The 25,648-nt window shown below is 44.2% G+C and carries 23 protein-coding genes and 1 riboswitch; of the genes, 16 read left to right on the forward strand and 7 right to left on the reverse strand.

Translation table 11 applies throughout. The features are described from left to right. Positions 1 to 239: 239 nt before the first annotated feature. From ACR64G_RS00440 to ACR64G_RS00450, 3 genes are all read left to right on the forward strand, one after another. On the forward strand, positions 240 to 1,286 hold the full coding sequence (locus ACR64G_RS00440; protein WP_435979612.1) for a hypothetical protein: 1,047 nt from the start codon (positions 240 to 242) through the stop codon (positions 1,284 to 1,286). A 257-nt stretch (positions 1,287 to 1,543) separates the two neighbouring features. Next, positions 1,544 to 2,149, forward strand: a complete 606-nt coding sequence (locus tag ACR64G_RS00445) for a glutaminase (RefSeq protein WP_435979613.1) — start codon at positions 1,544 to 1,546, stop codon at positions 2,147 to 2,149. Beyond that, positions 2,139 to 2,474 carry a glutaminase gene (locus ACR64G_RS00450; protein ID WP_435979614.1) on the forward strand — a complete coding sequence of 112 codons (336 nt, stop codon included), beginning with the start codon at positions 2,139 to 2,141 and terminating at the stop codon, positions 2,472 to 2,474. Before ACR64G_RS00445 ends, ACR64G_RS00450 begins: the two co-directional genes overlap by 11 nt. A gap of 289 nt (positions 2,475 to 2,763) precedes the next feature. Here the strand turns inward: ACR64G_RS00450 and ACR64G_RS00455 are convergent, their stop codons facing one another. The 6 genes from ACR64G_RS00455 to ACR64G_RS00480 all read right to left on the reverse strand — a co-directional run bounded on the left by ACR64G_RS00455 (position 2,764) and on the right by ACR64G_RS00480 (position 8,448). Beyond that, positions 2,764 to 3,393, reverse strand: coding sequence for a hypothetical protein (locus ACR64G_RS00455; RefSeq protein ID WP_435979615.1), 630 nt, complete (start codon positions 3,391 to 3,393; stop codon positions 2,764 to 2,766). Positions 3,394 to 3,640: 247 nt separating this feature from the next. Continuing rightward, positions 3,641 to 4,549 (reverse strand): haloalkane dehalogenase, encoded by a 909-nt coding sequence (locus ACR64G_RS00460; protein WP_435979616.1) that lies wholly within the window; start codon positions 4,547 to 4,549, stop codon positions 3,641 to 3,643. A gap of 165 nt (positions 4,550 to 4,714) precedes the next feature. Continuing rightward, positions 4,715 to 5,296: a hypothetical protein gene (locus tag ACR64G_RS00465; RefSeq protein ID WP_435979617.1), complete on the reverse strand. Its 582-nt coding sequence runs from the start codon at positions 5,294 to 5,296 to the stop codon at positions 4,715 to 4,717. A gap of 16 nt (positions 5,297 to 5,312) precedes the next feature. Further along, on the reverse strand, positions 5,313 to 5,894 hold the full coding sequence (locus ACR64G_RS00470; protein ID WP_435979618.1) for a hypothetical protein: 582 nt from the start codon (positions 5,892 to 5,894) through the stop codon (positions 5,313 to 5,315). Positions 5,895 to 6,003: 109 nt separating this feature from the next. Further along, positions 6,004 to 6,261, reverse strand: coding sequence for a YheV family putative metal-binding protein (locus tag ACR64G_RS00475; protein WP_435979619.1), 258 nt, complete (start codon positions 6,259 to 6,261; stop codon positions 6,004 to 6,006). Beyond that, on the reverse strand, positions 6,262 to 8,448 hold the full coding sequence (locus tag ACR64G_RS00480) for a M3 family metallopeptidase (RefSeq protein ID WP_435979620.1): 2,187 nt from the start codon (positions 8,446 to 8,448) through the stop codon (positions 6,262 to 6,264). A gap of 411 nt (positions 8,449 to 8,859) precedes the next feature. Here ACR64G_RS00480 and ACR64G_RS00485 point away from each other — a divergent pair, with 411 nt between their 5' ends. The 13 genes from ACR64G_RS00485 to ACR64G_RS00545 all read left to right on the forward strand — a co-directional run bounded on the left by ACR64G_RS00485 (position 8,860) and on the right by ACR64G_RS00545 (position 25,023). Next, positions 8,860 to 9,972 (forward strand): hypothetical protein, encoded by a 1,113-nt coding sequence (locus tag ACR64G_RS00485; RefSeq protein WP_435979621.1) that lies wholly within the window; start codon positions 8,860 to 8,862, stop codon positions 9,970 to 9,972. Between the two features lie 141 nt (positions 9,973 to 10,113). Next, on the forward strand, positions 10,114 to 10,941 hold the full coding sequence (locus ACR64G_RS00490) for a glutathione S-transferase N-terminal domain-containing protein (protein ID WP_435979622.1): 828 nt from the start codon (positions 10,114 to 10,116) through the stop codon (positions 10,939 to 10,941). A 545-nt stretch (positions 10,942 to 11,486) separates the two neighbouring features. Next, positions 11,487 to 11,612, forward strand: a riboswitch (guanidine-I (ykkC/yxkD leader). Positions 11,613 to 11,658: 46 nt separating this feature from the next. Next, positions 11,659 to 12,507, forward strand: a complete 849-nt coding sequence (locus tag ACR64G_RS00495; RefSeq protein WP_435979623.1) for an urea amidolyase associated protein UAAP1 — start codon at positions 11,659 to 11,661, stop codon at positions 12,505 to 12,507. Positions 12,508 to 12,561: 54 nt separating this feature from the next. Beyond that, positions 12,562 to 13,248: an urea amidolyase associated protein UAAP2 gene (locus ACR64G_RS00500; protein WP_435979624.1), complete on the forward strand. Its 687-nt coding sequence runs from the start codon at positions 12,562 to 12,564 to the stop codon at positions 13,246 to 13,248. Between the two features lie 74 nt (positions 13,249 to 13,322). After that, positions 13,323 to 16,973 (forward strand): urea carboxylase, encoded by a 3,651-nt coding sequence (gene uca, locus ACR64G_RS00505; protein ID WP_435979625.1) that lies wholly within the window; start codon positions 13,323 to 13,325, stop codon positions 16,971 to 16,973. Positions 16,974 to 17,012: 39 nt separating this feature from the next. After that, positions 17,013 to 18,827: an allophanate hydrolase gene (atzF, locus tag ACR64G_RS00510; protein WP_435980597.1), complete on the forward strand. Its 1,815-nt coding sequence runs from the start codon at positions 17,013 to 17,015 to the stop codon at positions 18,825 to 18,827. A 167-nt stretch (positions 18,828 to 18,994) separates the two neighbouring features. Continuing rightward, positions 18,995 to 20,020, forward strand: coding sequence for an ABC transporter substrate-binding protein (locus ACR64G_RS00515; protein ID WP_435979626.1), 1,026 nt, complete (start codon positions 18,995 to 18,997; stop codon positions 20,018 to 20,020). A gap of 164 nt (positions 20,021 to 20,184) precedes the next feature. Next, on the forward strand, positions 20,185 to 21,126 hold the full coding sequence (locus ACR64G_RS00520) for an ABC transporter permease (RefSeq protein WP_435979627.1): 942 nt from the start codon (positions 20,185 to 20,187) through the stop codon (positions 21,124 to 21,126). Further along, entirely contained in the window at positions 21,127 to 22,035 is a 909-nt protein-coding gene (locus tag ACR64G_RS00525) for an ABC transporter ATP-binding protein (RefSeq protein WP_435979628.1), read from the forward strand. A gap of 117 nt (positions 22,036 to 22,152) precedes the next feature. Next, positions 22,153 to 22,908 carry an endonuclease/exonuclease/phosphatase family protein gene (locus tag ACR64G_RS00530; RefSeq protein ID WP_435979629.1) on the forward strand — a complete coding sequence of 252 codons (756 nt, stop codon included), beginning with the start codon at positions 22,153 to 22,155 and terminating at the stop codon, positions 22,906 to 22,908. 45 nt (positions 22,909 to 22,953) lie between these two features. Continuing rightward, complete coding sequence (locus ACR64G_RS00535; protein ID WP_435979630.1) at positions 22,954 to 23,130, forward strand: hypothetical protein; 177 nt, start codon at positions 22,954 to 22,956, stop codon at positions 23,128 to 23,130. A gap of 75 nt (positions 23,131 to 23,205) precedes the next feature. Continuing rightward, positions 23,206 to 23,949 carry an NADP-dependent oxidoreductase gene (locus tag ACR64G_RS00540; RefSeq protein WP_435979631.1) on the forward strand — a complete coding sequence of 248 codons (744 nt, stop codon included), beginning with the start codon at positions 23,206 to 23,208 and terminating at the stop codon, positions 23,947 to 23,949. Between the two features lie 216 nt (positions 23,950 to 24,165). Then, on the forward strand, positions 24,166 to 25,023 hold the full coding sequence (locus tag ACR64G_RS00545; protein ID WP_435979632.1) for an EcsC family protein: 858 nt from the start codon (positions 24,166 to 24,168) through the stop codon (positions 25,021 to 25,023). Here the strand turns inward: ACR64G_RS00545 and ACR64G_RS00550 are convergent. Next, on the reverse strand, positions 25,020 to 25,634 hold the full coding sequence (locus tag ACR64G_RS00550) for an alpha-ketoglutarate-dependent dioxygenase AlkB family protein (protein WP_435979633.1): 615 nt from the start codon (positions 25,632 to 25,634) through the stop codon (positions 25,020 to 25,022). The genes ACR64G_RS00545 and ACR64G_RS00550 overlap by 4 nt on opposite strands. Between the last annotated feature and the right edge of the window lie 14 nt (positions 25,635 to 25,648).

The raw sequence follows: 25,648 nt of genomic DNA on the forward strand, positions 1-25,648 counted from the left end.
CGTTAGTTAGACCATAGACCGCTTATAAATGTCATAGATTAAGGTAGAAATGAACAAATCCTGCAAATAACTTTATTCTGAAACCATAACGCTGAATTTTCCGCTATTATTACTTGTCATCTATTAAGCGGAAACAAGCAAGTGGGGTATGTTCCGTGTTTTGTAAATCTAAATTATTAACCTGCAAAATATAAGCTATGGTCACAACTCACTCTATCAAATATATTGGACAGTACACTATGTACAACAAAAAAGTGAATATTAATAAGTGTCTAAACCCAATTTTATCTATATTGTCAGTTGCTGTACTTTCTACGCTGTCATCAATGGCAATCGCTCAAAGCACACCTAACCAGTCCTTTAACGTATCAAGCGTTACTAATAGCTCAAAAAAAAATATCTCAAGCTGTGACATCTATAATGAAATTGAACAGTCTGAAACACCCATTGATCTGAATAGTGTCACACAAACGCCAAATGGTATCGAAGTTCATTCTAATGACTTAGATATTCAAGTGGAAGACTTTCAACCATGCAAAGCCAGTAACCCATTCAGTAGTGACAAAGAAGCTATTGCGCTATATCAGCAACTTGAACACGATTTAGACAAAATAGCGGAGATAATTATTCGTGATGTACCAGAAGGCTTCTCTAAATATAAGGGTTTAGATAATGAAGAACTTGACCAAATAATTCAAAACGTACAATTAGCAAAACAGCAAAAGCACAATCCAGAAAAGTTCGTAAACACATACATCTATATGGCGGTTTATAGTTATTTAGGCGAATTCGTACCTAAAGACGATGCTAAAGCTGTGCAGTATATGAGCTATGTGGTTGACTACTATCAGTCTTTTAGCCCTAATGATGTATCGCCATTACTTAATTATATGGTTGCGGTAGCAATTATGGAAAAGCAAAGACATATCAGTGATGACAATCCTATTAATTTACAGCATGAGACTGAGAGTAGTGTTGAAGCCGTGACTGCTTATTTGCTATCCAAAGCAGGGCACTTGGACACGAAGGCTATATTAGTAAAGAGTTACATCAATCGAATGAATAAAACGCTTGATGATTCCACAGTAGACAGGATTCACCAACTATTTGACCCAAAACTTAGGGAGCTTGAACATCTTTCCGAGCAAGGAAGTTATGTTGCTACAAATGAATTGACAGAATTATATAAGGGGTTAAAGACCATTGATTTAGACTATGCAGAGCAAGCAAGACACTGGGGAGATCGAGTTGACACTTTGCTCCAGCCAGATACTAACTGGAATTAGTTGATACACATTTTAAGTATTTTTAGAAAATAAATAGCTTCTATTTAGGCAATGTATGCCTCAACGGAACCCGCCCTTTTTACACTTCAAACCTATTAATAGACCACTTGAAACAGACCACTAGTATGGAGCCACTTATATCAGACTTTACTTATCCTGATACATAATAGCGAAATAAAATATTCCCCGCCTTATCCTCTCCAATTCAGTTAAAATCATGCCTATTAAAAAATCAATAAAAACATGGCTATCCCTTTATGATGCAACAAATTCTAGATGACATCGCCGCCCAAATGACAATCGAGACCGAGCGTGGAAAAGTAGCGGACTACATTCCGCAGCTGGCTCATGTCGATCCTAATCAATTTGGTATTGCCGTCGCGACTCCTGATGGGCAAGTCTATAGCGCAGGAGATGCCAGTACGCTGTTCTCCATACAAAGTATCTCTAAAGTATTTACGCTAACTATTGGTCTTAGCAAACTTGGCAGTACCCTGTGGAATCATGTCGGTCGTGAGCCCTCAGGCGACCCCTTTAACTCCATTACCATACTCGAGTATGAGTCGGGCAGGCCGCGTAATCCCTTTATCAATGCGGGCGCGATTGCGGTAGTCGATGCCATTACTATGGGACGCGAGCCAAAAGAGATATTGGATGAGATTATACAGTTTGTGCATTTTATAGCAGACGATGAGTCGATCTGCTTTGATTATAAAGTAGCAAGGTCTGAGATCGATCACGAGGATCGCAACGCCGCGCTCGCTCATTTTATGAAGTCTTTTGGTCATCTGCAACATGACGTCGATAAGATACTCAATACTTACTTTCATCAATGCTCGATTGCCATTAGCTGTGAGCTGTGAGCAGTTAGCCCGTGCTGGTCTGTTTTTGGTCTCTAACGGTATCAATGAGCCCACAGGAGCAAAGGTGATCAGCCCGCAGCAATCTAAGCGGATTAATTCACTGATGATGATGTGTGGTCATTACGATGGCTCTGGCGAGTTTGCCTATCAGGTGGGTCTCCCAGGCAAAAGCGGCGTCGGTGGCGGCATTCTAACAATAGCACCGGGTAAGGGCGCAATCGCAGTATGGTCACCTGGCCTAAATCCAGTGGGTAACTCAGAACTTGGCACAAAAGCATTAGAGCTACTGGTAGAAAAAACAGGATGGTCGGTATTTTCAAACTAAAGAACAGTAGCTTATATAGTCAGTTCAATATAAAAACGATACGGAGAGATTGAAATGGTTTTTCTGCGGCATCGAGCGGCGTAGGCACAGCACGCAAGAAAAAATTATTTCAATTTCGCGCCATAGTACGGCGTATCTGTTTTATTTGGTATTGACTATAGCTAGATTAGACATATCGACATAAACATTTGCCAGTATGTTTAATCAAACAAAAAAATCCAATGCCAAACGCTTAAATCAAACGCCTAACATTGGATTAATTAAACTCTAAACTAACTATCTAGAGTGCTTATTCTTGATCTAACTTATCGATCATATCTTGATATTTCTCTTTTCTGCTAGCAATCTTACTACGCTCTTCTTCTACGTTAGCGATCAGCTTTTTGGCAACGTCTACGCTCTTATCAAAGGCGGCGAGTTCCATATCTACCACAGCGATTAAGCGCTCTAAGGTCATGGCTGTGGCTTTTTCGGTGACCCCATTGGTCATGCCCATCGCTTCGGACATAAAGTCTTCTCTAAGCTTAGATGCCCATTGAAAGAGACCTGCCATTGACATATTAGGGTTGCTATCTTCGTCAGACTGCCCTTCTTTATCAGCGTCATTCTGTTCAGCGTCGTCTTTTTGCTCGGCTTTAGTTTCTTTGGCAGCAGACTTATTATTTTTACTAGATTTTTCTTCTTTATTAGTATCGTTAGCTTCGTTGGACTTATCATCTTTTTTAGCGGATTGACCTTCTTTGGTAGCGCTATCTGCTTTCTTGTCATGAGCTTTGTCTTCTTGATAATGATGCTCGGCGTTATACTCCTCAAAATTGCCGTCTTCGGATACTACGGTATCGTCTTTAACGACTTCTACGCCAGTAACCACTTTATTGTCGGCAGCTTTTTTTGAATCTTTGCCAGTGTTGTTTGACATAGCTCATTATCCTTAGTTAAGTTTGAATGTAATAAATATTTACCTATAAGAGATATTAAGCCAAGCGTATTTTTTTATCAATATAGGGATATAAATATACTGTCCAATGCTTACAGAAAGATACAGGTTGTCGTCTAAAACGCTAAGCGGTAAACGTTGTTTTGCAAGATATAGCGCAGTGGATAGTACCGATTAAAGGATATATTCACCGCGCATGTGCAAAATTTTATGGTCACTACTTTTAGTGTTAAGGGTTATCTGCTATAAAGGTGATCAAGAGCTCAGCTAGCGATTCCCCTTGATCTTCTTGTAAGAAATGACCACCCCCAGTGATGATCGTATGGGCTTGAGATTGAGTACCGGGTATCAGCTTTTGCATGATCTTATCACCGCCGCCCGTGACTGGATCAGAGTCACTAAATAAGGTGATAAACGGTTTGGTCCATTGACTTAAGATACCCCAAGCTGCGCGGTTATCCGCTGAGGCAGGGTCGTCGGGTGTGGTTGGTACCAGTATCGGAAACTGCCTTGCGCCTTCTTTGAACGACTCATCAGGGAAGGGCGCGTTATAGGCATCGATGATGTCTTGTGATAGCTCGGTTACGGTGCCGCTATTGATGATGCTGCCGACATGGAACTCTGGTGTATCCTGCGAAAATTGCTGCCATTTGCGAAAGCCCTCGCCAGGATCATGGTCGCCAGTAGGTAACATAGTATTGCCAGCGGCTACTCGAGCAAATCGGTCTGGATTATCTGCGACCAAGCGCAGACCGATGAGTCCGCCCCAATCTTGACAAAACAGGGTTATATTCTGCAATTGTAACTGATCAACGACTGATTGCATCCAATCGACATGACGCCGGTAAGTATAGTCAGTACGAGCAGCAGGCTTGTCTGAGCGCCCAAAGCCTGGCAGATCTGGCGCAATGACGCGATGACCAGCAGCTACCAAAATCGGTATTATCTTGCGATACAGATAACACCACGATGGCTCTCCGTGCAGCAATAATATGGGGTCGGCATCTTTGCGACCTTCGTCTAGATAGTGCACGCGCAGCTCGCCGCCCTCACTATCGTCAACCATTAGATAGTTCGGTGCAAAGTCAAAATCAGGTAGGTTCTCAAACTGCGTATCAGGGGTTCTAAGCGTCTTCATAATTCATCCTTGTATTGAAGTATCATCCATTTTAAACAACGGCTACTAGGTGTTGAGTATAGCATTGAGATTAATCAAATGTTTGCGATCACTAAATACGATGAAAAGGAGTTGCTTATGATGACTTTAGGCTCTCAATCGATATGTATTCAAAGCCTGTTGACGCTAAACAGTAATATGCTTTGGCACATGGATATCAATGCGTAGTTTAGGCAAACCTTGCAAGTGCTTTTTGATAAGCGGCAGCGTGACGTCATGCCAGTCTAGAGGAAGGGGAGCTGCGGTATGCTCTCTTGCATGGTCTAAACTATCATGCTCTGCCTTATTAGAAGAATGTTCAAACAGTAGGGGGCGGGCGAGCATAGCAATTTTGCGTACGCCTTTGTAGCGTATAAGGGGCATAAGTTGTTTAGATAAGTCTGTGAGCGCTGCTGTCAACCAAGCGGTACGCGCTGGATGATAAGGATGATCTGATATGACTAGATTAGCGATATAGCTTGGCTGATTGCTATGATTACTGATGCCAAGACCTGAGTGCTCACGTACGCGCTTGTGTATCAAGCAGGTTCCAGTCTTTAAGCTGCCATCAATACAGGCTTTGCGATAGCGCTGGTAATTATCAGGATAAAGAATTTTGGTGCGGGCAAGGACAGGATCTAATAACGTACCAGCAGTGTTCACGGGTAAAATAAGCAGCTGTACGCTGCTATTTAGGATAGGCGCATGCGTTAACTGTATGGTCGCCATATTGCCTGCTCCAAGTTTATTCTATAATAGCTTTACGACGCTTTTGTGCCTCTAACTGAGCGATTTGTGCTTCTAGTAGCGCGATTTGTTCTGCTTTCATCTGGGTTAATTGTTTTGTCATAGCGATTTGTTCCGCAGCCAGTCGCTCTTGTTCCGCAAAACGTTGCTTCTCATCGTTTAATCGGTCTATCTCTTCTTTGGCAAGACTGTCAGTTGCTGGTAGCGGTGCCTCTATGATTGTCTTAGGATTGGGGATATCGACCGTTTGAATACTGATACTGTCTTTATTATCTAAGGTGCTAGTAGCAGTATCGTCAAGATTATCAGTGCTATCGTTATTATCAATATCAATATCGCTAGCATCCGCTACTGGTATGATCGAAGCTGACTGAGCCATCTTACCTTGTTCTTCTACTGTCGATATGACGATAGTTGTTCCCTCATTATCTAGATCATCAGCGGTAGACTGTGACCAAAATAAGTAGGCCAAGATAATCAAGACAACTATTAGTGTGATAGCGATCCATAATAATGGAGCAGATCGGTGCTTGGGCTGTGCATATCGGTTAAAGGTAGGTCGCGGTTTCTTTGATTTCATACCATCGTCAATGGAGGTCGTGATTAATAAAAGCTATGATAGCAAACCCAAAATAAAAAACCTATCTAAGCTAGATAGACGGTAAAAGTAAACGCATTGATAGGGTGGATCAAGGTTTAAACTTCACTGTACCACTCGTACCCGTTGTCATGGCGTTGCGTACGAGCTGATCTTGCGCATGGTTTTGTGCGCTGATTGCATCAGGGTCAGGGCGGTGTTCACTATGATCGCACTGCGTACACTCGATGTACTCATCAGGCTTTGGCGTGACGATATTGACCTGTACGATAGCATCAAGCGTCTGGCATTTAGGACAACGCACCCCTGCCAAAAACTGCCGCTTTGGACGAGTAGATTGATAGCGCATTTATGCCTCCTGACCTATCGTTTGAGCATCCAATGCCTCGTTCTCAGAGAAGCCACTATGGCGCAGTAGCGCCTCTATGCTCGCGCTACGACCACGGAAATTCTCAAAATTGGTCTTGGCAGGAAAACTACCGCCAACGGACAAAATAGTGTCGCGAAACGCTTTGCCCGTAGCAGGATTAAAGATACCGTCCTCTTCAAACTTGCTAAAAGCGTCCGCTGATAATAGCTCAGCCCACTTATAAGAGTAGTAGCCTGCAGCGTAGCCACCTGCAAAGATATGACTAAAGCCATTGGCAAAACGGTTATACTCAGGCGTCTGGGTAATGGCTATATCGTGACGTACTTCGTTGAGTGTCGCTAATATACCGTCATAATCTAACGCTGGCGTATGCGCATGAATCAGTAAGTCAAACAATGAGAGCTCAACCTGACGCAAGGTTTGCATACCGCTTTGGAAGTTTTTGGCCGCAAGCAGAGCATCTAGCTTATCTTTTGGCAAAGGCTCGCCTGTATCTACATGGCTACTAATCAGCGCAATACCTTCACTATCCCACGCCCAGTTCTCCATAAACTGACTCGGTAGCTCGACCGCATCCCACTCAACACCATTAACCCCTGCAACATCGCCAACACTCACTTGCGTCAATAGATGATGCAAACCATGACCAAACTCATGGAACAAGGTTAGTACTTCGTTATGAGTCAATAGGCTCGGCTTACCGCCTAACGCTGGGGTAAAGTTGCCTACCATAAAGCAAACTGGCAGCTGCTCGTAGCCTTGCTCATCATGACTGTAGCGGGACTGAAAACCACTCATCCAAGCGCCGCCACGTTTGCCACTGCGGGTAAATAAGTCAAAATAAAACCCGCCAACTACGTTTTTGTCATTATCGAATAATTGATAAAAACGCACATCATCATGCCAGCGTGACGCTGCACCCGTAGCACTAGTATCAATATCTTGCTCTTTCACCGTAATACCGTATAAACGCTCTACAATAGCAAACAGACCATCGATGACTTTTGGTAAAGGAAAATACGGACGTATCTCTTCTTGCGACAGACTAAATTTGTCTTGTTTGAGCTTTTCTGCGATATACGCCGTGTCCCAAGGTTGCAGATCAGTAATGCCGTTAGCACTTGCACAAACTTGCAACTGCGCCAAATCTTGCTCGGCAGTAGGAGTTGCTTGCGCTGCTAAATTGCGCAAAAAGGTGTCAACCTCTGCCACGCTGTCTGCCATCTTAGTCGATAGCGATACTTCAGCGTAATTGTTAAAGCCTAATAGCCCAGCCTTTTGCTGACGCAACTTGAGTATCTGACTCATGACCTCAGCGTTATTGAGCGAGTCACCTTTTTTATCCGTATGAGTATCAAACTCCGAGGCGCGAGTCACGTAAGCGCGGTATAGAGTGGCACGCAAATCACGGTCGTCGGCGTGCGTCATAATCGCTAAATACACAGGGATATTGAGCGTCGCGACATAATACGGCGTTGGTAGCGCATCACTGTCTTCTTGAGTCAGACGACCTGCCTCTAATTCATGCGCTTTAAACTGCTCGCCTGCGTCCGCGAGTAAGGAGAGTCCGCTATCGGTCAAGCCCGCTAGTTGCTCTGCGGTTAGCGGTAGGGCATACGCTTGGGTGGCGTCCAAAATATGATCTGAGAACATCGCTGATAGTGTTGATAGCTTGCTTTGAATAGCGGCAAACTTATCTTGATCCGCTTTGGGCAGCGCAACGCCCGAGAGCTCAAATCGACGCACGGCAAGCTCAATGGCTCGTCTGCGAGCAGGTTCTAATGTCTCAAAAAATGAGCGATCATCAACAATAGCCTGATAGCGGTCGAATAGGGGCTGATGCTGACCCACTCTTGTGCCATAGGCAGATAACTTAGGCAACAGCTCATGATGCACATGACGAATCTCATCATTACTCATGACGCCGTTCAAGTGCGAGAGCACACCCCAGCTACGATCCAAGCTCAAATTGATATGATCAAACTCTAATACATCACGCAGAGCAATATCTGCACTTATAGGGGTAAAGTCCTTGTCCTGAAAACTTGTCAGCGTATCCAAAAAATCATTGGCTTGTGCTATAGCTAGGTTAACTTGCGTCTGCAAAGTCGTAGGAGAGGCATCCAAAAAGTTGACAAGGTTTAATCTGGGATCTAAAGATGTCATAGCGGTATCCGTTGCATAATGTCGTTATTATGAGTATTTGTTAAAATAGTATGCATTAAAGATGGGTATGTTTTGATGAAAATACAAGCCACTCAACGTAAACCCTATATCATCTGGCAGTAATGATAGTGGCGACGAGTTTGACCCATTCAAGCGTATTTTAATCACATCAGCTGAATAATGGACTCAGCTTATAAGGACTTAGTGACCTCATCGTTATATCGCTTACAAAGGGTCATCATTTGCTTGCAAAGTAACCATATATCTGAGAAGACGGTCTGATAGTATCAAAGGTAGTACTAAATCTAGTGCTAAGAAAAGACACACTACTAAAAAGTACGAGCACAAGCCTATAGTAAATTGTGCCAACATTAAAAATCTATTAATGATAATAAAATAAGGAATATATTCATGAAAGCAACATTGAAGAGTTTACGTGAGACAAAAGCTAATCCTGCTGTCAGTATCTTTGTAAAGACCCATCGTGAGCATCCTGCTAATGAAAAAGATCCTATCGCCCTCAAAAATCAATTAAAGGTCGCAGAAGAGCGTCTAAATAAAGAGTACGATAAGAACACGGCAACCACTATTATAGATAGTATTCATGCCAAGACCGATGAGCTCAATCATAATTATAACTTAGATACTTTAGCCATCTTTGCAAGTGTCAATGATGTACAGATTATTCGCATGCCATTAGATACAACAGAGCGCGTCGTAATCTCAGACAGCTTTGCAACCCGTGATCTAGTACGTGACATGGCAAGCGCGGTACATTTTTATACCGTCGTATTGACTCGTGATATGGCCCGTTTAATTGAAGCCTCTAACGATCGCGTCGTTGCCGAATTTGACAAAGACGATGACAAGCAAAACAATATGGAAAACATTGCCTTTCCAGTTGAGAATAATGGTTTATATACTACCAGCGACGGCGGATCAGATCGCTCATCGAACAACGAAAGTAGCCATCTAAAAGAATTCTTTAACCAAGTGGATAAAAGCGTTCAAGAGCTGTGGGGTGAGCACAAGATGCCACTCGTTATCGTTGGTGACGCCAAAAACATCGGCTACTACAAAGAGGTTTGTGATCGTCCAGACAATATTATCGCGACAGTCTCAAATGTGACCAACCTTGATGATGGTAATGCACAGCATATCGTCGATGGCGTACAAGACGCCGTAGAGGAATACCGTGCCTCATTACATGAAGCGGCTATGGGAGAGATTGATAAAGCGCGCGGTGCAGATATGTTACGTACGGACTTGCAAGAAGTCTATCGTGGTGCTTTTCAAGGTGCTGGTGAGACGTTATATGTCCGTCGTGGTTATATAAAGCCTGCTAAGATTGACGAAAAAGCGCAAACACTAACCCTAGCAGATGACGCTGCTGGTGAAGGCGTTACAGATGACGCGATTGGCGTCATCATTGAGCATGTCATTCACAACGGTGGTGATGTGGTCTTTATGCCAGAGGAAATCATGGGCGAAGATCAACCTATTGCTCTAGTGACTCGTTATTAGTCAGTAGTCTGGGTTAATTCAAAATAGTATTTGAATGAACTGAGCCTTATAAAAGCAAGATTAAAGAGCATTGGTTCATTATGAGTCAATGCTCTTTTTAGTTGATACCTATTGAATATTACCAAAGTTAGGATGCACATTATGCTCATTCCAAACAATGACGTCGGTCATTTAGTCAAAAGTACGCAAGCCTTTGTCTCATTAGCGCTACGCGGTGGACGTGGGGTTATGGGTACAGGACAACCTATGCAACCTAAAAAGATGCTTGTTCTTTATGAGCATGAAGCCTGTCCTTACTCGCGCCGCGTACGTGAAGTCATGACCCGCCTAAATTTAGATTACGAGAGTCGTCCTAGTCCGCACAAAGGTCACGTTTATCGTGATGAGCTAGAAGAGCTGACTGGCAAAACGCAAGTGCCCTTTATGATCGATGAGAACTTCGCTGAAGGGGAGGAGGGCCATCAAATATTGGACTCACAAGCCATCATCGATCATCTGTTCACACATTATTCTAAAAAAGGCTCAACGCCCCCTAAGTTTCAACGTGAGCATAAAAAAGACAATGCTTCGATAGTCAATAAAGCGGCTAGCATGGCCTCTATGATGCGCGGTGTGAGGGCAGTCCATCCTAAAAAGAATGAGGCGCGCGGCAAACCTGATGAGCCATTGCATCTATACGGATTTGAGGCTAGTCCCTTTTGCCGGCTAGTACGTGAGCGCTTAAGTGAATTAGAAGTCGGTTACATCAACCACAACGTCGCTCGTGAGCAGATAAAAGATATCGGTGCTTTTGGTTTTCACTTGACGCTAGGTGAGTATCAGCCTATCAAAGGCGGCAAACGTGATCAGCTTATGAATGGCGAGTTAAACGGTAAGCTGCTATTTCCTTATCTAGTCGATCCCAACACAGGGGCGCAGATGTACGAGTCGCAGGACATCATCAGTTATCTTAATGATATTTATGGCTAGTATTGAATAGTCAGATTAATATTGCAAAAAAGGTGATTAGCTTTGGCTATATCATCTTTTTTTATAAATTCTAGTTGTTAATGATTGACTTTATCAAAAGGTAATAACTATTTAGGGCAAAATGCTGATAAAAACCAATAACGTATGATGACCTAATTTACTTATCTTGGTGCAAAATGTTCTACGATAGTGCGCTTTTTTGCACCAAGATATATTTTTTAAGGGTGTTTAGGCTATAGTAAGTCATTCAAATAAACTATCTAAATTTTTCTAACTTATGAAATGAAATGAATTATTTATTCTATTATCCCTAATGACTTTATTTTTAGTTAATGACGTTTTAGGGTTAGCAGATATAGGGTGAGTCTTGTATAAAAGCGTTTTTAATATTAAAAACTTGTATGACCTTGAAGGCTCTACTCAAGATAAGTCGGATAAATTAGAGTGTTGTAATAGATTATGTTTTTGGACATAAGTAGGTTTGGCACATCATTTGCAACCTTTAGAGGGTAAGTTTATATATTCTTAATTTCAATTAAGAGCTAAAAAAAGCTGTCTAGGGTCCCGGTATAGCACGCACTAAAAGTTTGCAAATAACTTTTGCGCTATATGTCTGGTTCGAGAGATGGCGGTTCGCAAGAACTACACGGAGGGATAAAAGCCCGGGAGACTCTAAGTGACACTGATCACTTAAGCTCTGTAATCGTGGGAGTTTTTATGTCAACGGATCCAAAAAACGCATCAAATTTGCCTAGTTTTGATGACTCTAAAAGTCAAAATACTGACAACCAAAGCTCTGCTACTCAAAACCTTGATAGCCAAAATCTAGCCCTATTTCAAACGCTGATTCCCGGTGGTCATCACTGGTGTGGTCGTATCAATAGACATCATACTTTGACACTCACCTCATTGGCTGACAACGCCAACTTGAGTCTATACGTCGTCAATGCTGACGAAAAACTCGAACGTTTCAACATGCCGGATAGCCTTAAAGCGCAGCATACGCTGTATCTATCGCAAGGCCATGTCCTGTACTCGGATATGGGTCGAGTGCTCGCTTCTATTACTAGTGACGATCACGGCTGGAACGATGTGCTGTGCGGCGCTAGTAGTGCTACTACTATTGCCAATCAGTATGGCAAAAAAACCTTTCAAGAGGCGCGCAATGATCGCCATTTAAGCGGTGTTGATGGCTTGCTCACTGATATGGCAAAGTTTGCGCTAACGGCTGCTGACCTCACGGCAACGCTCAACCTATTCTCTAAAGTAGTGCCTGATAATGACGGTCAACTGTCCTACATCACCAGCGATAATACCAATCAAGCCATTACCTTACGCTTCGAGATGAATTGCTTAGTGTTCTTATGCAATGCCCCGCATCCTCTAGACCCAGCAACTATTTATAATCCTGCCGATATTGAACTCAGCCTCAACCGCTCACAACCGATTGCTTCAATAAGTGACAGCGATGTCTGCCGTGATTCCTGTGCGCAAAATCAGCGCGGCTTCGAAAACAACGCGCGTTACTTTGGTGATTATGTACCAGCGACCGCAGCATTAATTTGATGGTTTTAATCGTTTTGAGCTGAAAACCAATATTGATAGGTAGAGGATTATTAAATGACTATTTTAAATGAAGAATTAAAGCAATCGAGTACGACAGTGAGCGAATTAACGATCGATTTAGACCGTGTAGTATCGCGTGAGGTTTGCGCAGCTGGCGCAGGCTGGATGGCAGAGGTTAAGCAAAATCAAACCTTAAGAATTATAGATTTAGAGGGCAATCAAGCGGTAGACACCTTATTTATCAGCAGTGCTGATACTGACGAGCGTTATAGCGCTACCGATACTTTAGCGAATAACAAAAATGTCTATTTAGAAAAAGGAAGCGATCTATTTAGCAATCAAGGCCGCGTCATCGCGACTATCACCGATGACAATTGTGGTCGTCATGACACGCTAGGCGGCGCTTGTTCTTGTGAGAGTAATACTGTGCGTTATGCGCAGGATACTTATCCGATGCACAGCTGTCGCAACAATTTTATGTATAGCTTAGCGACGCATCCTATCGCGCAGCAGTTCCAACTCAACGTGCGTCATATTGGCCCTAACATTAATTTCTTTATGAATGTTCCCGTGACAAGCGATGGTCAATTAGCTTTTGACGACGGAATATCAGCGCCCGGTAAGTATGTCGATATCACCGCGCAGATGGATATGATCGTACTAATATCGAATTGCCCTCAGCTTAATAATCCTTGTAATGCTTACAACCCGACGCCTATTGAATTAGTGATTTATGAATAAGTTTAACGCTTAAAAAGGTCATTCATTATCAATAAATTGCTATAAAAACTGGCTACAGTATTAAGGATAAGATCATGTTCAAAAAAGTATTAATCGCTAATCGTGGTGCCATTACTTGTCGCGTGATACGCACGTTGAAGCAGATGAACATCCTCTCTGTCGCGGTCTACACTGATGCGGATCGCGGCTCATTGCATGTCAGTGAAGCTGATGAAGCGATAAAAATAGGCTCAGGATCTGCCAGCGAGAGTTATCTCAATATCGATAAAGTCATACAGGCGGCACTAGAGTCAGGCGCTGAAGCTATTCATCCGGGTTATGGATTTTTATCAGAGAACGCTGAATTCTGTGCGCGTTGTACCGAGGCGGGCATTGCGTTTATGGGGCCAACGCCTGAGCAACTATTGAGCTTTGGCCTCAAACACACCGCGCGCGAGCTGGCAACGCAAAGCCAAGTGCCCCTGTTACCAGGTAGCGATCTATTACAGGATATAAACGAAGCGGTAAGCGAAGCTGAGCGTATCGGCTATCCCGTCATGCTCAAGAGCACCGCTGGCGGCGGCGGTATTGGCATGCGCTTGGTTGCCAATGAGATAGAGCTCATCGAGGCCTATGAAGCCGTTCATCATTTAGCACAAAATAACTTTAGTAATGCCGGACTCTATCTTGAGAAGTTTGTAGAAAACGCGCGGCATATCGAAGTCCAAGTATTCGGTGATGGTCACGGCAATATTATCACTTTAGGAGAGCGCGACTGTTCAATTCAACGCCGCAATCAAAAGGTCGTAGAAGAGACGCCTGCGCCGCTTTTATCTGATAGTCAAAGACAGCAGTTACAACAAGTATCTACTGCCCTAATGCAACAAGTGAATTACCGCTCTGCTGGCACGGTAGAGTTTGTGATGGATGTCGCAACCCAGAACTTTTACTTTTTGGAGGTTAATACACGCCTGCAAGTGGAGCACGGCATCACCGAAGAGATTTATCAAGTTGATATCGTGCGCTGGATGATTGAGCTGGCGGCAGGTGAGTTTGTAGCGCCAACATTACCGCTAAAGCCTTCAGGACATTCTATTGAAGTGCGTCTATACGCTGAGGATCCAATAAAGAATTTTCAACCGAGTACGGGTTTATTCACTGACGTCTATTTTGATCCAGAGGCACGAGTCGAGACTTGGATAGAGACCGGTAGCAACATCTCCGCTTTTTATGATCCGATGATCGCCAAAATCATAGTGACGGCTCCTGATCGCGAGCAAGCACTGGCTAAGATGACTCAGACACTCGCGGTATCTCGTATAGCGGGCATCGAGACAAATTTAGAGTATTTACAGCAGATATTTACATCGCCTGTGTTCATCAAGGGCGAGCAAACGACAAAGCTGTTAAATAGCTTTAGCTGGTTAAGTCAAAAAATTGAAGTACTAGTATCAGGGGTACAGACAGCGGTTCAAGATGTGGTAGGTCGCCAAGGATATTGGAATGTTGGGGTACCGCCATCAGGTGCTATTGATGCGTTAAGTCTCAATACTGCTAATCAGCTCTTGGGCAATGAGTTCAATAGCGCAGGTCTAGAATGTGTGGTCACTGGACCGACGCTACGCTTTCATTGCGACAGCCAGATTGCGATCACTGGTGGCGCGATGGTCTGCACTTTGGATGAGCAAGTTATTCCCATGTGGCAAAGCGTGACCGTGAAAAAAGGTCAAGTCTTAGAATGTGGCAACATCACCTCAGGCTGTCGAAGCTATATCGGTATCAAAGGCGGTATGGTCATTCCTGAATATTTAGGGAGCCAAGCGACGTTTAGCTTAGGTAAGTTTGGCGGGCACGGTGGTAGAAACCTCATCGTTGGTGACATGCTACCCATTCAACAATTCGCAGTAGAGACTAACACTCAAATCGTCACCCAACACTCAATTCAGTGCTTAGCTGATAAGCAAAGACCTGAATTTAATGGCCTATGGCAGATAGCGGTCATCTATGGGCCACATGGCGCACCAGACTTTTTTACGGAGTCCGATGTAGCACAATTCTTTGAACACCAGTGGGACGTCCATCATAACTCTAGCCGTACAGGTATTCGTCTCGTTGGCCCCAAACCTGAGTGGGCACGCGAAGATGGCGGTGAGGCGGGTCTGCACCCCTCAAACATTCATGACAATGCTTATGCGGTCGGCGCTATCGACTTCACAGGGGATATGCCTATTATTTTAGGCCCTGATGGCCCAAGTCTAGGCGGGTTTGTGTGTTTAAGCGTTATCGTTGCTAGCGAGCGCTGGAAGATGGGTCAGCTCAAAGCTGGTGATAAAGTACAGTTTGTTCCGATTAGCTCTGAGCAAGCCAATAACTTGCACCAGCGCTACGAGACGATGCTCAAAGCTGACGATACTCAATTAGTAGATTACGCTCTGCCTATGACGGTTGAGCCCGCCACTTTATCGACCGCGATTCTCGATTCAATATCTAGCAGCGCTGAGCTGGCTGATGACTGCCCAAAAGTGGTCTATCGTCCTGCTGGTGATTGCTACCTGTTGATCGAATACGGCGCGCAAATACTTGATTTGCAATTGCGTTTTCGCGTTCAGGCGCTGATGGAGTACCTGCAAGCTCAACAGATCGCCGCCTTTGTAGATTTGACCCCGGGCATTCGCTCCCTGCTTGTGCATTATCGTCCTCTAGAGCTTTCGAAAACTGAGCTGTTAGCTATTCTCAAGCGAGCTGAGCATGAGTTACCTGACATCAAAAACATGCAAGTACCTTCTAGAATTGTACATCTACCGATGGCTTGGGCCGACTCACAAACTGCGCTGGCAACTGAGAAGTATCAGCAGTTAGTGCGACCTGATGCGCCTTGGTGCCCTGACAATATTGAATTTATCAGACGCACTAATGGACTTAAGTCAGCACAAGCGGTCAAGGATATCGTCTATCAGGCCAGCTACTTAGTTATGGGTTTAGGTGATGTCTATTTAGGCGCCCCTGTCGCCACGCCACTTGACCCTAGACACCGATTGGTCACTACCAAATACAATCCTGCTCGAACGTGGACGCCAGAGAACGCTGTTGGTATCGGTGGTGCTTATCTGTGTGTCTATGGTATGGAAGGGCCCGGTGGCTATCAGTTCGTCGGTAGAACGATTCAGATATGGAATCGTTATCGCCCGCATCCAAGCTTTGAGCCTGATAAGCCTTGGCTGCTTAGATTCTTTGACCAGATCCGCTTTTATGAAGTCAGTGAAGATGAGCTGTTATCGATGCGTGACTCATTCGAGGCGGGCGAATTAGCAGTTAAGATTGAAGATAGTGTGCTTAATTTAGCTGAATACTATCAGATGCTCAATGACAATAAGCAAGATATTCAAAGCTTTAAACAGCAGCAGCAAACGAGCTTTGAGGCTGAGCGTCAACGCTGGCAGCAGCAGGGACTAGACAGCTATATCAATGACGAGATAACAGTAGCTGAGGTGGAATCAGATATCGTGATTCCTGAAGGCGGCATGGTGGTGCAAGCACACATGATGGGCAGTATTTGGAAGATTAACTGCGCGGTAGGCGATGTGGTTAGTAAAGGACAAGTACTCGCTATCGTTGAAGCTATGAAAATTGAGCTCCCTATACTCTCGCCAGTAAATATGACGGTGGTCAGCATTGAGACCGAAGTCGGTATGACGGTCAAAACCGAGCAGCCATTATTTGTACTAGCGCCAACAGCGGCTGAGTAAAGCGTCAAATTGCCTTAATGCTAATAAAAAAAGAGAAAAATTATGCAAACGAATTGGACTATAGATGACTGGCAGCAAGCGTATGATCGAGGCGATTGTCAGTTGACTGATCTCATAGATTATGTCGCTCAGATAAACAACGACAATAATGCTTGGATAGCGATAGCGACCGAGCAGCAACTTCATGAGCAAATTAAAGTTATCAGCGCTCAAAAGTCAGCTGATTTACCGCTATACGGTATTCCTTTTGGCGTCAAAGACAATATCGATGTCGCTGGATTTGATACCACAGCCGCTTGTCCCGCTAGTCTTTATGTCGCCGAAAAAGACGCTTATGTGGTCGCAAAGCTCAAAGCTGCCGGCGCAATCGTCATTGGTAAGACTAATCTTGATCAATTTGCCACGGGACTCGTCGGCACACGCTCGCCACATGGGGCGGTCAGCAATAGCTTTGATGCTAAATACATCAGTGGTGGTTCAAGCTCAGGATCAGCGATCAGTGTAGCCAATGGCGTCGTGCCTTTTGCATTAGGGACAGATACCGCAGGTTCCGGGCGCGTTCCCGCTGGGCACAACAACATCGTTGGTCTTAAACCTACTAAGGGGTGGCTGTCAACAACAGGTCTGATTCCGGCTTGTCAGCTTCATGATGTCATTTCTATCTTTGCGCTTACTATCAAAGAGGCGTGGCAGGTCGCTAGCATTATGCAAGGTTATGATGAGCAAGACAGCTATAGTCGAACTCATCCCAAAACAGCGCCAGTCGCTTTTAGTTTGGGCAGAGTTGCTATTCCTAATAGCCTAGAGTTTTATGGTGATAATCATTCCACGCAAGCCTTTGAGCAAGCTATTGAACGCTTAGAGAAATTAGGTTATGACGTCTGTCCTATCGATTTTGACGTGTTTGATGAGTTAGCAGATGCACTTTATAACGACAGCTGGGTCAGTGAACGCGCTTTTGCTATCGATAATCGAGTTAACCGCGATGCGCTGTTACCTATTACTCGTCAAATTATTAGCCAAGCAGACAACTATAGCGCTGTAGATGCGATGGCAGCGGAGTACTCCAGAGCTAAGCTGAGTCGCCGCATCGATCAGATAATGACTCAGTTTGATGCGCTTATGGTACCGACCGCGCCAACGATTTATACCATTGAAGAGTTAGAGGCCGATCCGCTGAGCAAAAACAGCCACATGGGCGCTTATACCAATTTTGTCAATTTGGCAGACTTATCAGCGTTAGCGCTACCCAATGTAATAGCTGAAGACGGACTACCGCGTGGCGTTACTTTTATTGCCAAGGCTTGGCACGATGAAGCGCTAGCTAACTTTGGCCACCGGTGGCAGTTAGCGCTCGATATTCCACTAGGCACTTCTAATCAATCCTATCAATCTATAAGTAGTACCGAATCATCGGCGCTTATACCTTTACAAGACACCCCGAACATAAATAGCAGCATCAAGTTAGCGGTAGTTGGCGCGCACTTGAGCGGTATGCCGCTTAACTATCAGCTAACCGATAGGGGCGGCGTATTAGCACAAAAAACACAAACCGCAGACGGCTATAAGCTCTTTGCTTTATCGGGCTCAACACCTGCCAAACCCGGATTACAGTGTCATATTGAGGGCAGCGCTATCGAAGTCGAAGTTTGGCATATTCCAACCGCAAGATTTGGTGAGATTGTCAACGAAGTACCTGCGCCTTTAGGCATCGGTAACGTCGAGCTGAGTGATGGCAGCTGGGTTAACAGCTTTATTTGCGAAGGGTATGTCTTTGAACCAGAGTTTAATGGCGGCACTGACATTACTGAATTTGGCGGCTGGCGCGCTTATATCGCTACGCTAAATTCGTAAACTCTACTATTAAAGTAATTTTGTCTAAAACGACATCATTTTTATGAAACAGTGACACGACTTTGCTATGACATCAGCGCAATTATCAACCCAGTCATCAGCACAATTACAATTAGCATCATCAGACTTATCCACAAAGGAGAAGTCACACTCTAGGAGCAAGACTCATGAACAGACGTCTATTTACCTTTGCTATTTTATCAAGCGTTATGTTATTCGGTTGCGATAACACCGCTACGGTAACCGCACCTGAGGGTGAAGTCGCCGCTACCGAAACTACCGCTACCAACAGCGATCCGATATCCATCGGCTATAGCGACTGGCCAGGCTGGGTTGCTTGGCAAATCGCTATTGAAAAAGGCTGGTTTGAAGAGGCAGGTGTCAATGTTGAGTTTGAATGGTTTGATTATTCAGCCTCCTTGTCCGCTTTTGCCTCAAACCAACTCGATGCGATCTCAGTCACTAACGGCGACAACTTAGTCAATGCGGCAAGCGGCAGTGAAGGCATCATTATCTTAGTCAATGACTACTCTAACGGTAACGATCAAATCATTGCCAAGCCTGAGTTTGCAAGCATTGCCGATCTAAAAGGCAAATCTATTGGCGTTGAAAAAGGCCTAGTTGATCATCTACTACTCAACAGTGCGCTGGCAGATAACGGCATGACCGAGGCCGATGTGACATTGGTTAATGCGGCGACCAACGAGTTACCCCAAGTATTCGGTAGCGATACTATCAATGCGGTCGCGCTGTGGCAGCCAAATGCTAACCAAGCTTTGAGCAATGTCGCAGGCTCAAAGGCACTGTATACCTCAGCCGATAAGCCCGGTCTGATCTATGACACTTTAGCGGTTAGTCCAACGAGTCTGGCGGCGAACCGAGCTGAATACGCCAAGATTCTACTCGTTTGGGACAAGATCGTCAGCTATATCAATGATCCTGCAACCAGAGATGATGCTATCAAAATCATGTCGACTCGAGTCAATGTACCCGCAGATCAATATAGCAACTTTTTAGATGGCACTAAGCTACTGAGCCTAGCGGATAACAAAGCGATCTTTGAAAAGTCTGACGACTTCACCTCTATCTACGGCTCAAGTTATCACGTCAATCGTTTTAACATTGACAATCAGATTTATAACCAAGAGCTTGATATTGATAAGTTAATTTATCCAGATCTAATCAACCAGTAACTATTTGGCATAACTGGCTAAGTCGTTTAGCCAGTTATGCTATAGCTCAAAAAAGTCGTGGCAAGCATAAAAGAAATAAAGCCTAGGCCTTTGCGCAGCGACTACCATATTTTATTACTCGTTGTTTATTAATGACTGTCATCAAGTCGCTAAGGGGTTGGCCTATGAGTCAAACAAACCAGTATTTAACCAAAAAAACCACCCTTGGGCTTAATGTGCTCTCGTTTTTGATACCTATTTTGTTATGGTGCGCCGTAAGCTATCTGCCTTTTATTTGGCATTCAGAGGTGCAGATTACTGACGCGGGTAGCATGACGTATTTGCAAGAAGGTAGCCGAATCGACAAGGAATTATTTTTTAGTGAAGCGCAAAGCGCGATGGCGGCAGGGGATGCACCGCCTCAAGGCAAGCTCGTCAATCCCATTTATCTGCCAGCGCCTCACGAAGTTGCCATAGCGACGTTCACCGCTTTTACCACGCCACCGGTACAAGAAGACGCGCCTTGGCTGCACGAGAGCTTGTGGCAGAGTATAAAGACCGTCTTTATTGCCTTTTTTATCTCCTCCATAGTCGGTATACCACTAGGCCTTATCTGCGGATTCTCTGAAAAGATCGCTCAAATTACCCAGCCTTTTGTGGAGTTTTTTCGGTATTTACCAGCACCTGCGTTTGGTCCGCTAGCGGTAGCCATTTTGGGTATTTACGATGGACCAAAGATTGCCATTATCGTCATCGGTACTTTATTTCAGCAGATTCTTATCATTGCCAATACTACTCGGACGATGGATGTCGGGCTGATTGAAGCCGGATATACCCTTGGGACTACTAAACTTAAAAGCTTCTATTATGTGTTACTACCAGCCGTTATACCTGACGTCTATCGTGATTTGAGAGTGCTATTGGGGTGGGCTTGGACGTATCTAATCGTCGCCGAACTCATCGGTACGACCTCAGGTATTACTTGGTTCATTGTGCAACAAGCGCGTTATCAGCAATTTGACAATGTTTACGCCGGCATCTTGCTCATTGGTTTTGTGGGATTGGGCACAGATATTTTACTGTACCAATTAGGCAAAAAACTCTTTAAATGGAAAGCGAGAACGTAGATGACCATACTCAATAAAGACTTGCCGTTAGTTAATAAAGAAATGGCATCTAGTGACGACTATTTTAAACAGCTTTATCAGCGTCCAGTAGTGCTAAAAGTGGATAAGCTCACGCAAAAATTTACTGATGGGAAGTCGCAAAAGACGATTCTAAAAGAGATTGATCTACAAATTCATAAGCGTGAGTTTGTTTGCGTGATTGGGCCTTCTGGCTGTGGTAAATCGACGCTCGGCCGTATCATTGCAGGTCTCGATAGTTATCCAAGTGGTCAGGTCATCGTCGATGATGAACCTGTCAAAGGGCCGAGTGCTACTAGGGGTATGGTGTTCCAAGGTTATACGCTATTTCCATGGAAAACGGTCAAAGAGAACATCATGTTTGGACCAATCATGAAAGGTCAAAGCCATTCAAGTGCTAATCGCAGTGCGCGTGAGTGGCTCGATATCGTTGGACTTACTAAGTATAAAAACCATTACCCGCATCAGCTCTCAGGCGGTATGAAACAACGCGTCGCTATTGCCCGTGCGCTCATTAACGAGCCCAAGGTATTGATAATGGATGAGCCTTTTGGGGCGCTAGATCCTTATACTCGGCAAAAAATGCAAAAGCATCTGCTTGATCTATGGCGCAATATTGACATTACCATCGTCTTTATTACTCATGATATGGATGAAGCGGTGCTGTTGTCAGATCGTATCTTAGTTCTCAAAGCCAATCCAGGTGAAATACAAGATATCATTGAGGTGCCATTAGCGCGACCGCGTACCCCTGAGATGATGACTGATCCGCAGTTTTTAGAGATAAAATCCTATATTAATAGTGTGGTTCATAGCCCGCACATTGAGGTAGATCCGGCTTTGGTTGATTTGCCTGACATTCCAAGAATGATACCTCTGGATAAAAGCTAAGCACGCAAAAATAAATAAGCGCTGATTACTAAACAACAGGTAACGAGTGTTTTACATACTTGGAGATAGTGACTGTTATACTCTGTCATATATTCATTCCCAACTTATGATCTATCTATGACAACGACTTCATTTACAGTGACCAGCTACAACATTCATAAAGGCATGTCGCCCATGAATCGACAAGTCAAAATGCAAGGCATCGCGCAGGCGCTCGACACCATACGCGCAGATGTGATTTGCTTGCAAGAAGTTCAAGGCCAAAACCTCAAACGTAATATGCAATACAACGAGTATCCTGAGCAATCGCAGCACGAGTGGTTCGGTGAATTTTTGCAGTTAGAAAACAGCTATGGCAAAAATTCAGAGTACCAAAACGGTCATCATGGTAATGCGGTTCTGAGCCGATTCCCATTAGATCCAAAACACAACGTCAATATTACCGTAAATCGATTAGAACAGCGCGGGGTCTTACATTGTGAAGTGCAGCCTATTGGTTGGGACATTCCTGTCGTCATCTTGTGTGCACATCTTAATCTGTTTGAGCGCGACCGTATCAAGCAGTATGAAGCCATCAGCGACTATGTACGTAACGAGATCGCCCCTGATCAGCCATTAATTTTGGCAGGTGATTTTAACGACTGGAAAAAGATGTCTTGCGACAAATTAGCGACCAACCTTGGGATGACAGAGGCGCTTAGGTGCTGTCACGGTAAGTTACTGCCGACGTTTCCAGCTAAGCTACCAGTCCTCAGCTTAGATCGTATTTATGTGCGTAATTTGATGATCAAGGATGCTTGGGTACACACCGGTAAGCCGTGGTCGGCGCTATCAGATCATCTGCCTATCAGTGCGACGCTGGTGTTAACATAGTGCCTTTGAGGCGCAACGAATTGATTAGAAATATAGAGGTGGTCGATGATGTCTACGCAAACTATACCCAAAACGCAGCACGCCGTACTTATCAATGAGTTTGGCGCGCCTGAGGTTATGTATTATCAGGAGGGCGTTTTAGTTCCTAAGCCAAAAGACAATCAAGTCCTTGTGAAAGTCGCTTACGCAGGTGTCAACCCAGTCGATTACAAAACCTGTTAAGGTAGAGGCTGGAGCGCAAATACTATTCAACAGAATTAGTTTGATCATGACCGGCCTGCAATTTTAGGCTTTGATTTGGCAGGAACGGTAGCTAAAAGTAATAGCGATACCTTTGCAGTCGGTGACAAGGTGGCAGCACTCAGCTTTAACGGACAATGCTATGCTGAGTACGTCGCCGTAGAAGCAGAATTACTTGCCAAAATACCCGAGTCTATTACTTTAGAGCAGGCAGGTGCGTTACCTTGTGTAGGACAAACGGCGTTACAGTTCGTTGACTTCGCTGATATAAAAGCAGGCGAGCATGTGGTCATGAATGCACCTGCTGGTGGCGTTGGACAATTGGTCATCCAATTACTAATGGACAGAGTCATCAAGGATAGCCTCAAAATTACAGTTATCTGCTCACCTGATAAATACGACAAACTTGATCAGCTTATCGATAAAAACAAGCTCGCAGGTTGGATTGACTACACCAAAGACGATGACTTCCCTGATTTGCAAGCGGATGTCTTACTAGATTTAGTCGGTGACAATGCTAGCGTACGAGCGCTTGACGTGCTCAAGCCTGACGCACGCGTTTTAGTGCTTCCTACTATTTGGGTGGATAAACTAAAAGCTGCGGGCAGTGACAAAACCCTAAGCATAGAGGGCTATGCGGTCAAGCCCAATGGTCAAGACATGGCGCGTATTCTTCAAAAGATTGCTGAGGGCAAGCTAACGTTACAGATTCAACAGACCTATCCATTGTCACAAGTAGTCGATGCACACACTGACCTGCAAAAAGGCGATACCTTTGGCAAGCTAGTACTAGCAGTATAAGTTACCTTTGTACTACCTACTATTAGATATCCTTACAAAGATAATAAGTAGAAATCGTTATAGTATTTATGTGAGGGCTTAAAACTAATGGCTCTAAACTAGTGGTTTTAAAGGTTAAAGTTTTAGATATTAACTTTATAGCTATTACCTTTACAACGACTAAGTTATAACGACTATACTTTCAACTACAAAAATTGTTACCAATAAGGATAAAAAATGACAAACACACACGATGATGTAGATAACAACAAAAACGATAGCGCTTATGTCGCTCAAGTGCGTCAAGAAATAGACGAGTGGAAAAACCCTGAACAAAACTTATTAAACAAAGCGTTAGCAGCCCTTAGTGTGCCAATAGACAAAGCAGGGGATGCACTAATGAACGCGCCGCAGTTCGGCGACACGCTTAAGCAGGCTACTCAAAAGTCCATCGTTACTTTGAGCGATGCGGCAAACTGGACATTGGATACTCAAGAGGTTGTAGAGGCTTATCGAACTACGTTGGACGATAGTGAATCTGTCAAGTCGATTGATGATATCGCAAAACTAGATATAGCTGACGTCGATGAACAAGTTAAACTGTTCAAAAGTAAGTATGTCGCGTTAACTAGTGCGCAAGGCATGGCAACAGGCATGGTAGGTTGGGCGGGTATTACAGCTGACGTAATAGGACTTATTACTGCTAATTTACGTGCTATTAGTGAATACGCTACTTATTATGGCTTTGATATGAGTCAAAAGGGCGAGCAACTATTTGCCATGTCGTTGCTCGCGGTTGCAACTTCAGCTTCAGCTGATGAGCGCAAAACGGCGCTCAAAGAAACCGAGAGCCTTGTGAAAGACCCTGAAACTATGGCATTCAATAAAATAAACGAAGAGCTCATGTCACGCATACTCAGACAGACGGCAACCAAAGTCGCGACGAATATGGTTAAAACAAAAGCAGCACAGCTTATTCCAGCAGTAGGGGCAGTTGTCGCAGGCGGCGTCAATGCCAATTATACAGCAAGCGTCTGCGAGGCTGCCTATCAATGTTACCGTGAGCGTTTTTTGGATCGTAAAAAAGCGGTTTAAACCAGCATACGCCGAAAGGTTAAGCTGATACGGCCATTATCGACAGTCGTTGTTTTTGCAATGCTGTGCTTCCAAAAGGTTTGCGTTGTACCCTGCATGACTAGCAGCTGACCGGACTCAAGATAAAGCGCAACTTTATCTTGAGTTTTTTTGTGCTTAAAGATAAATTTACGCATAGCACCGAGCGATAGCGAGGCTATAATGGGTCTATCGCCCAGCTCCTTTTCATCATCTGCGTGATAGCCCATGCCATCGTTACCCGTTGGGTAATAATTAAGCAGACAGGAATTAAAATGAACCTCGATTCCGATGTCTAGTAGTAGCTCTTCGATGAGCTGTTTCACATGAAACACAGTGTCTAACCAAGGTACACTTTGATGCGTATGACCTGAATAACGGTAACTCGTACCTTGATCACCCATCCAAACGATTTGACGGGTCGTAACATGAGTCTTGCCAAATACAGTGACGATATCAGATTGCCAAGGCAAGTCAGCTAATAAAGTCTCGTACAAGTCATGGGCATCCTCAATCACTATTCCTAAATCATTGAGAATGCCATGATAGGGCAGTAGGTTATCGTGAGGGGCGGACGGAAATAATTCAGTCATGATACTTTTATCCT

It is taken from the genome of Psychrobacter sp. DM4, assembly GCF_051307035.1.
In the GTDB taxonomy this organism is placed as follows: domain Bacteria; phylum Pseudomonadota; class Gammaproteobacteria; order Pseudomonadales; family Moraxellaceae; genus Psychrobacter.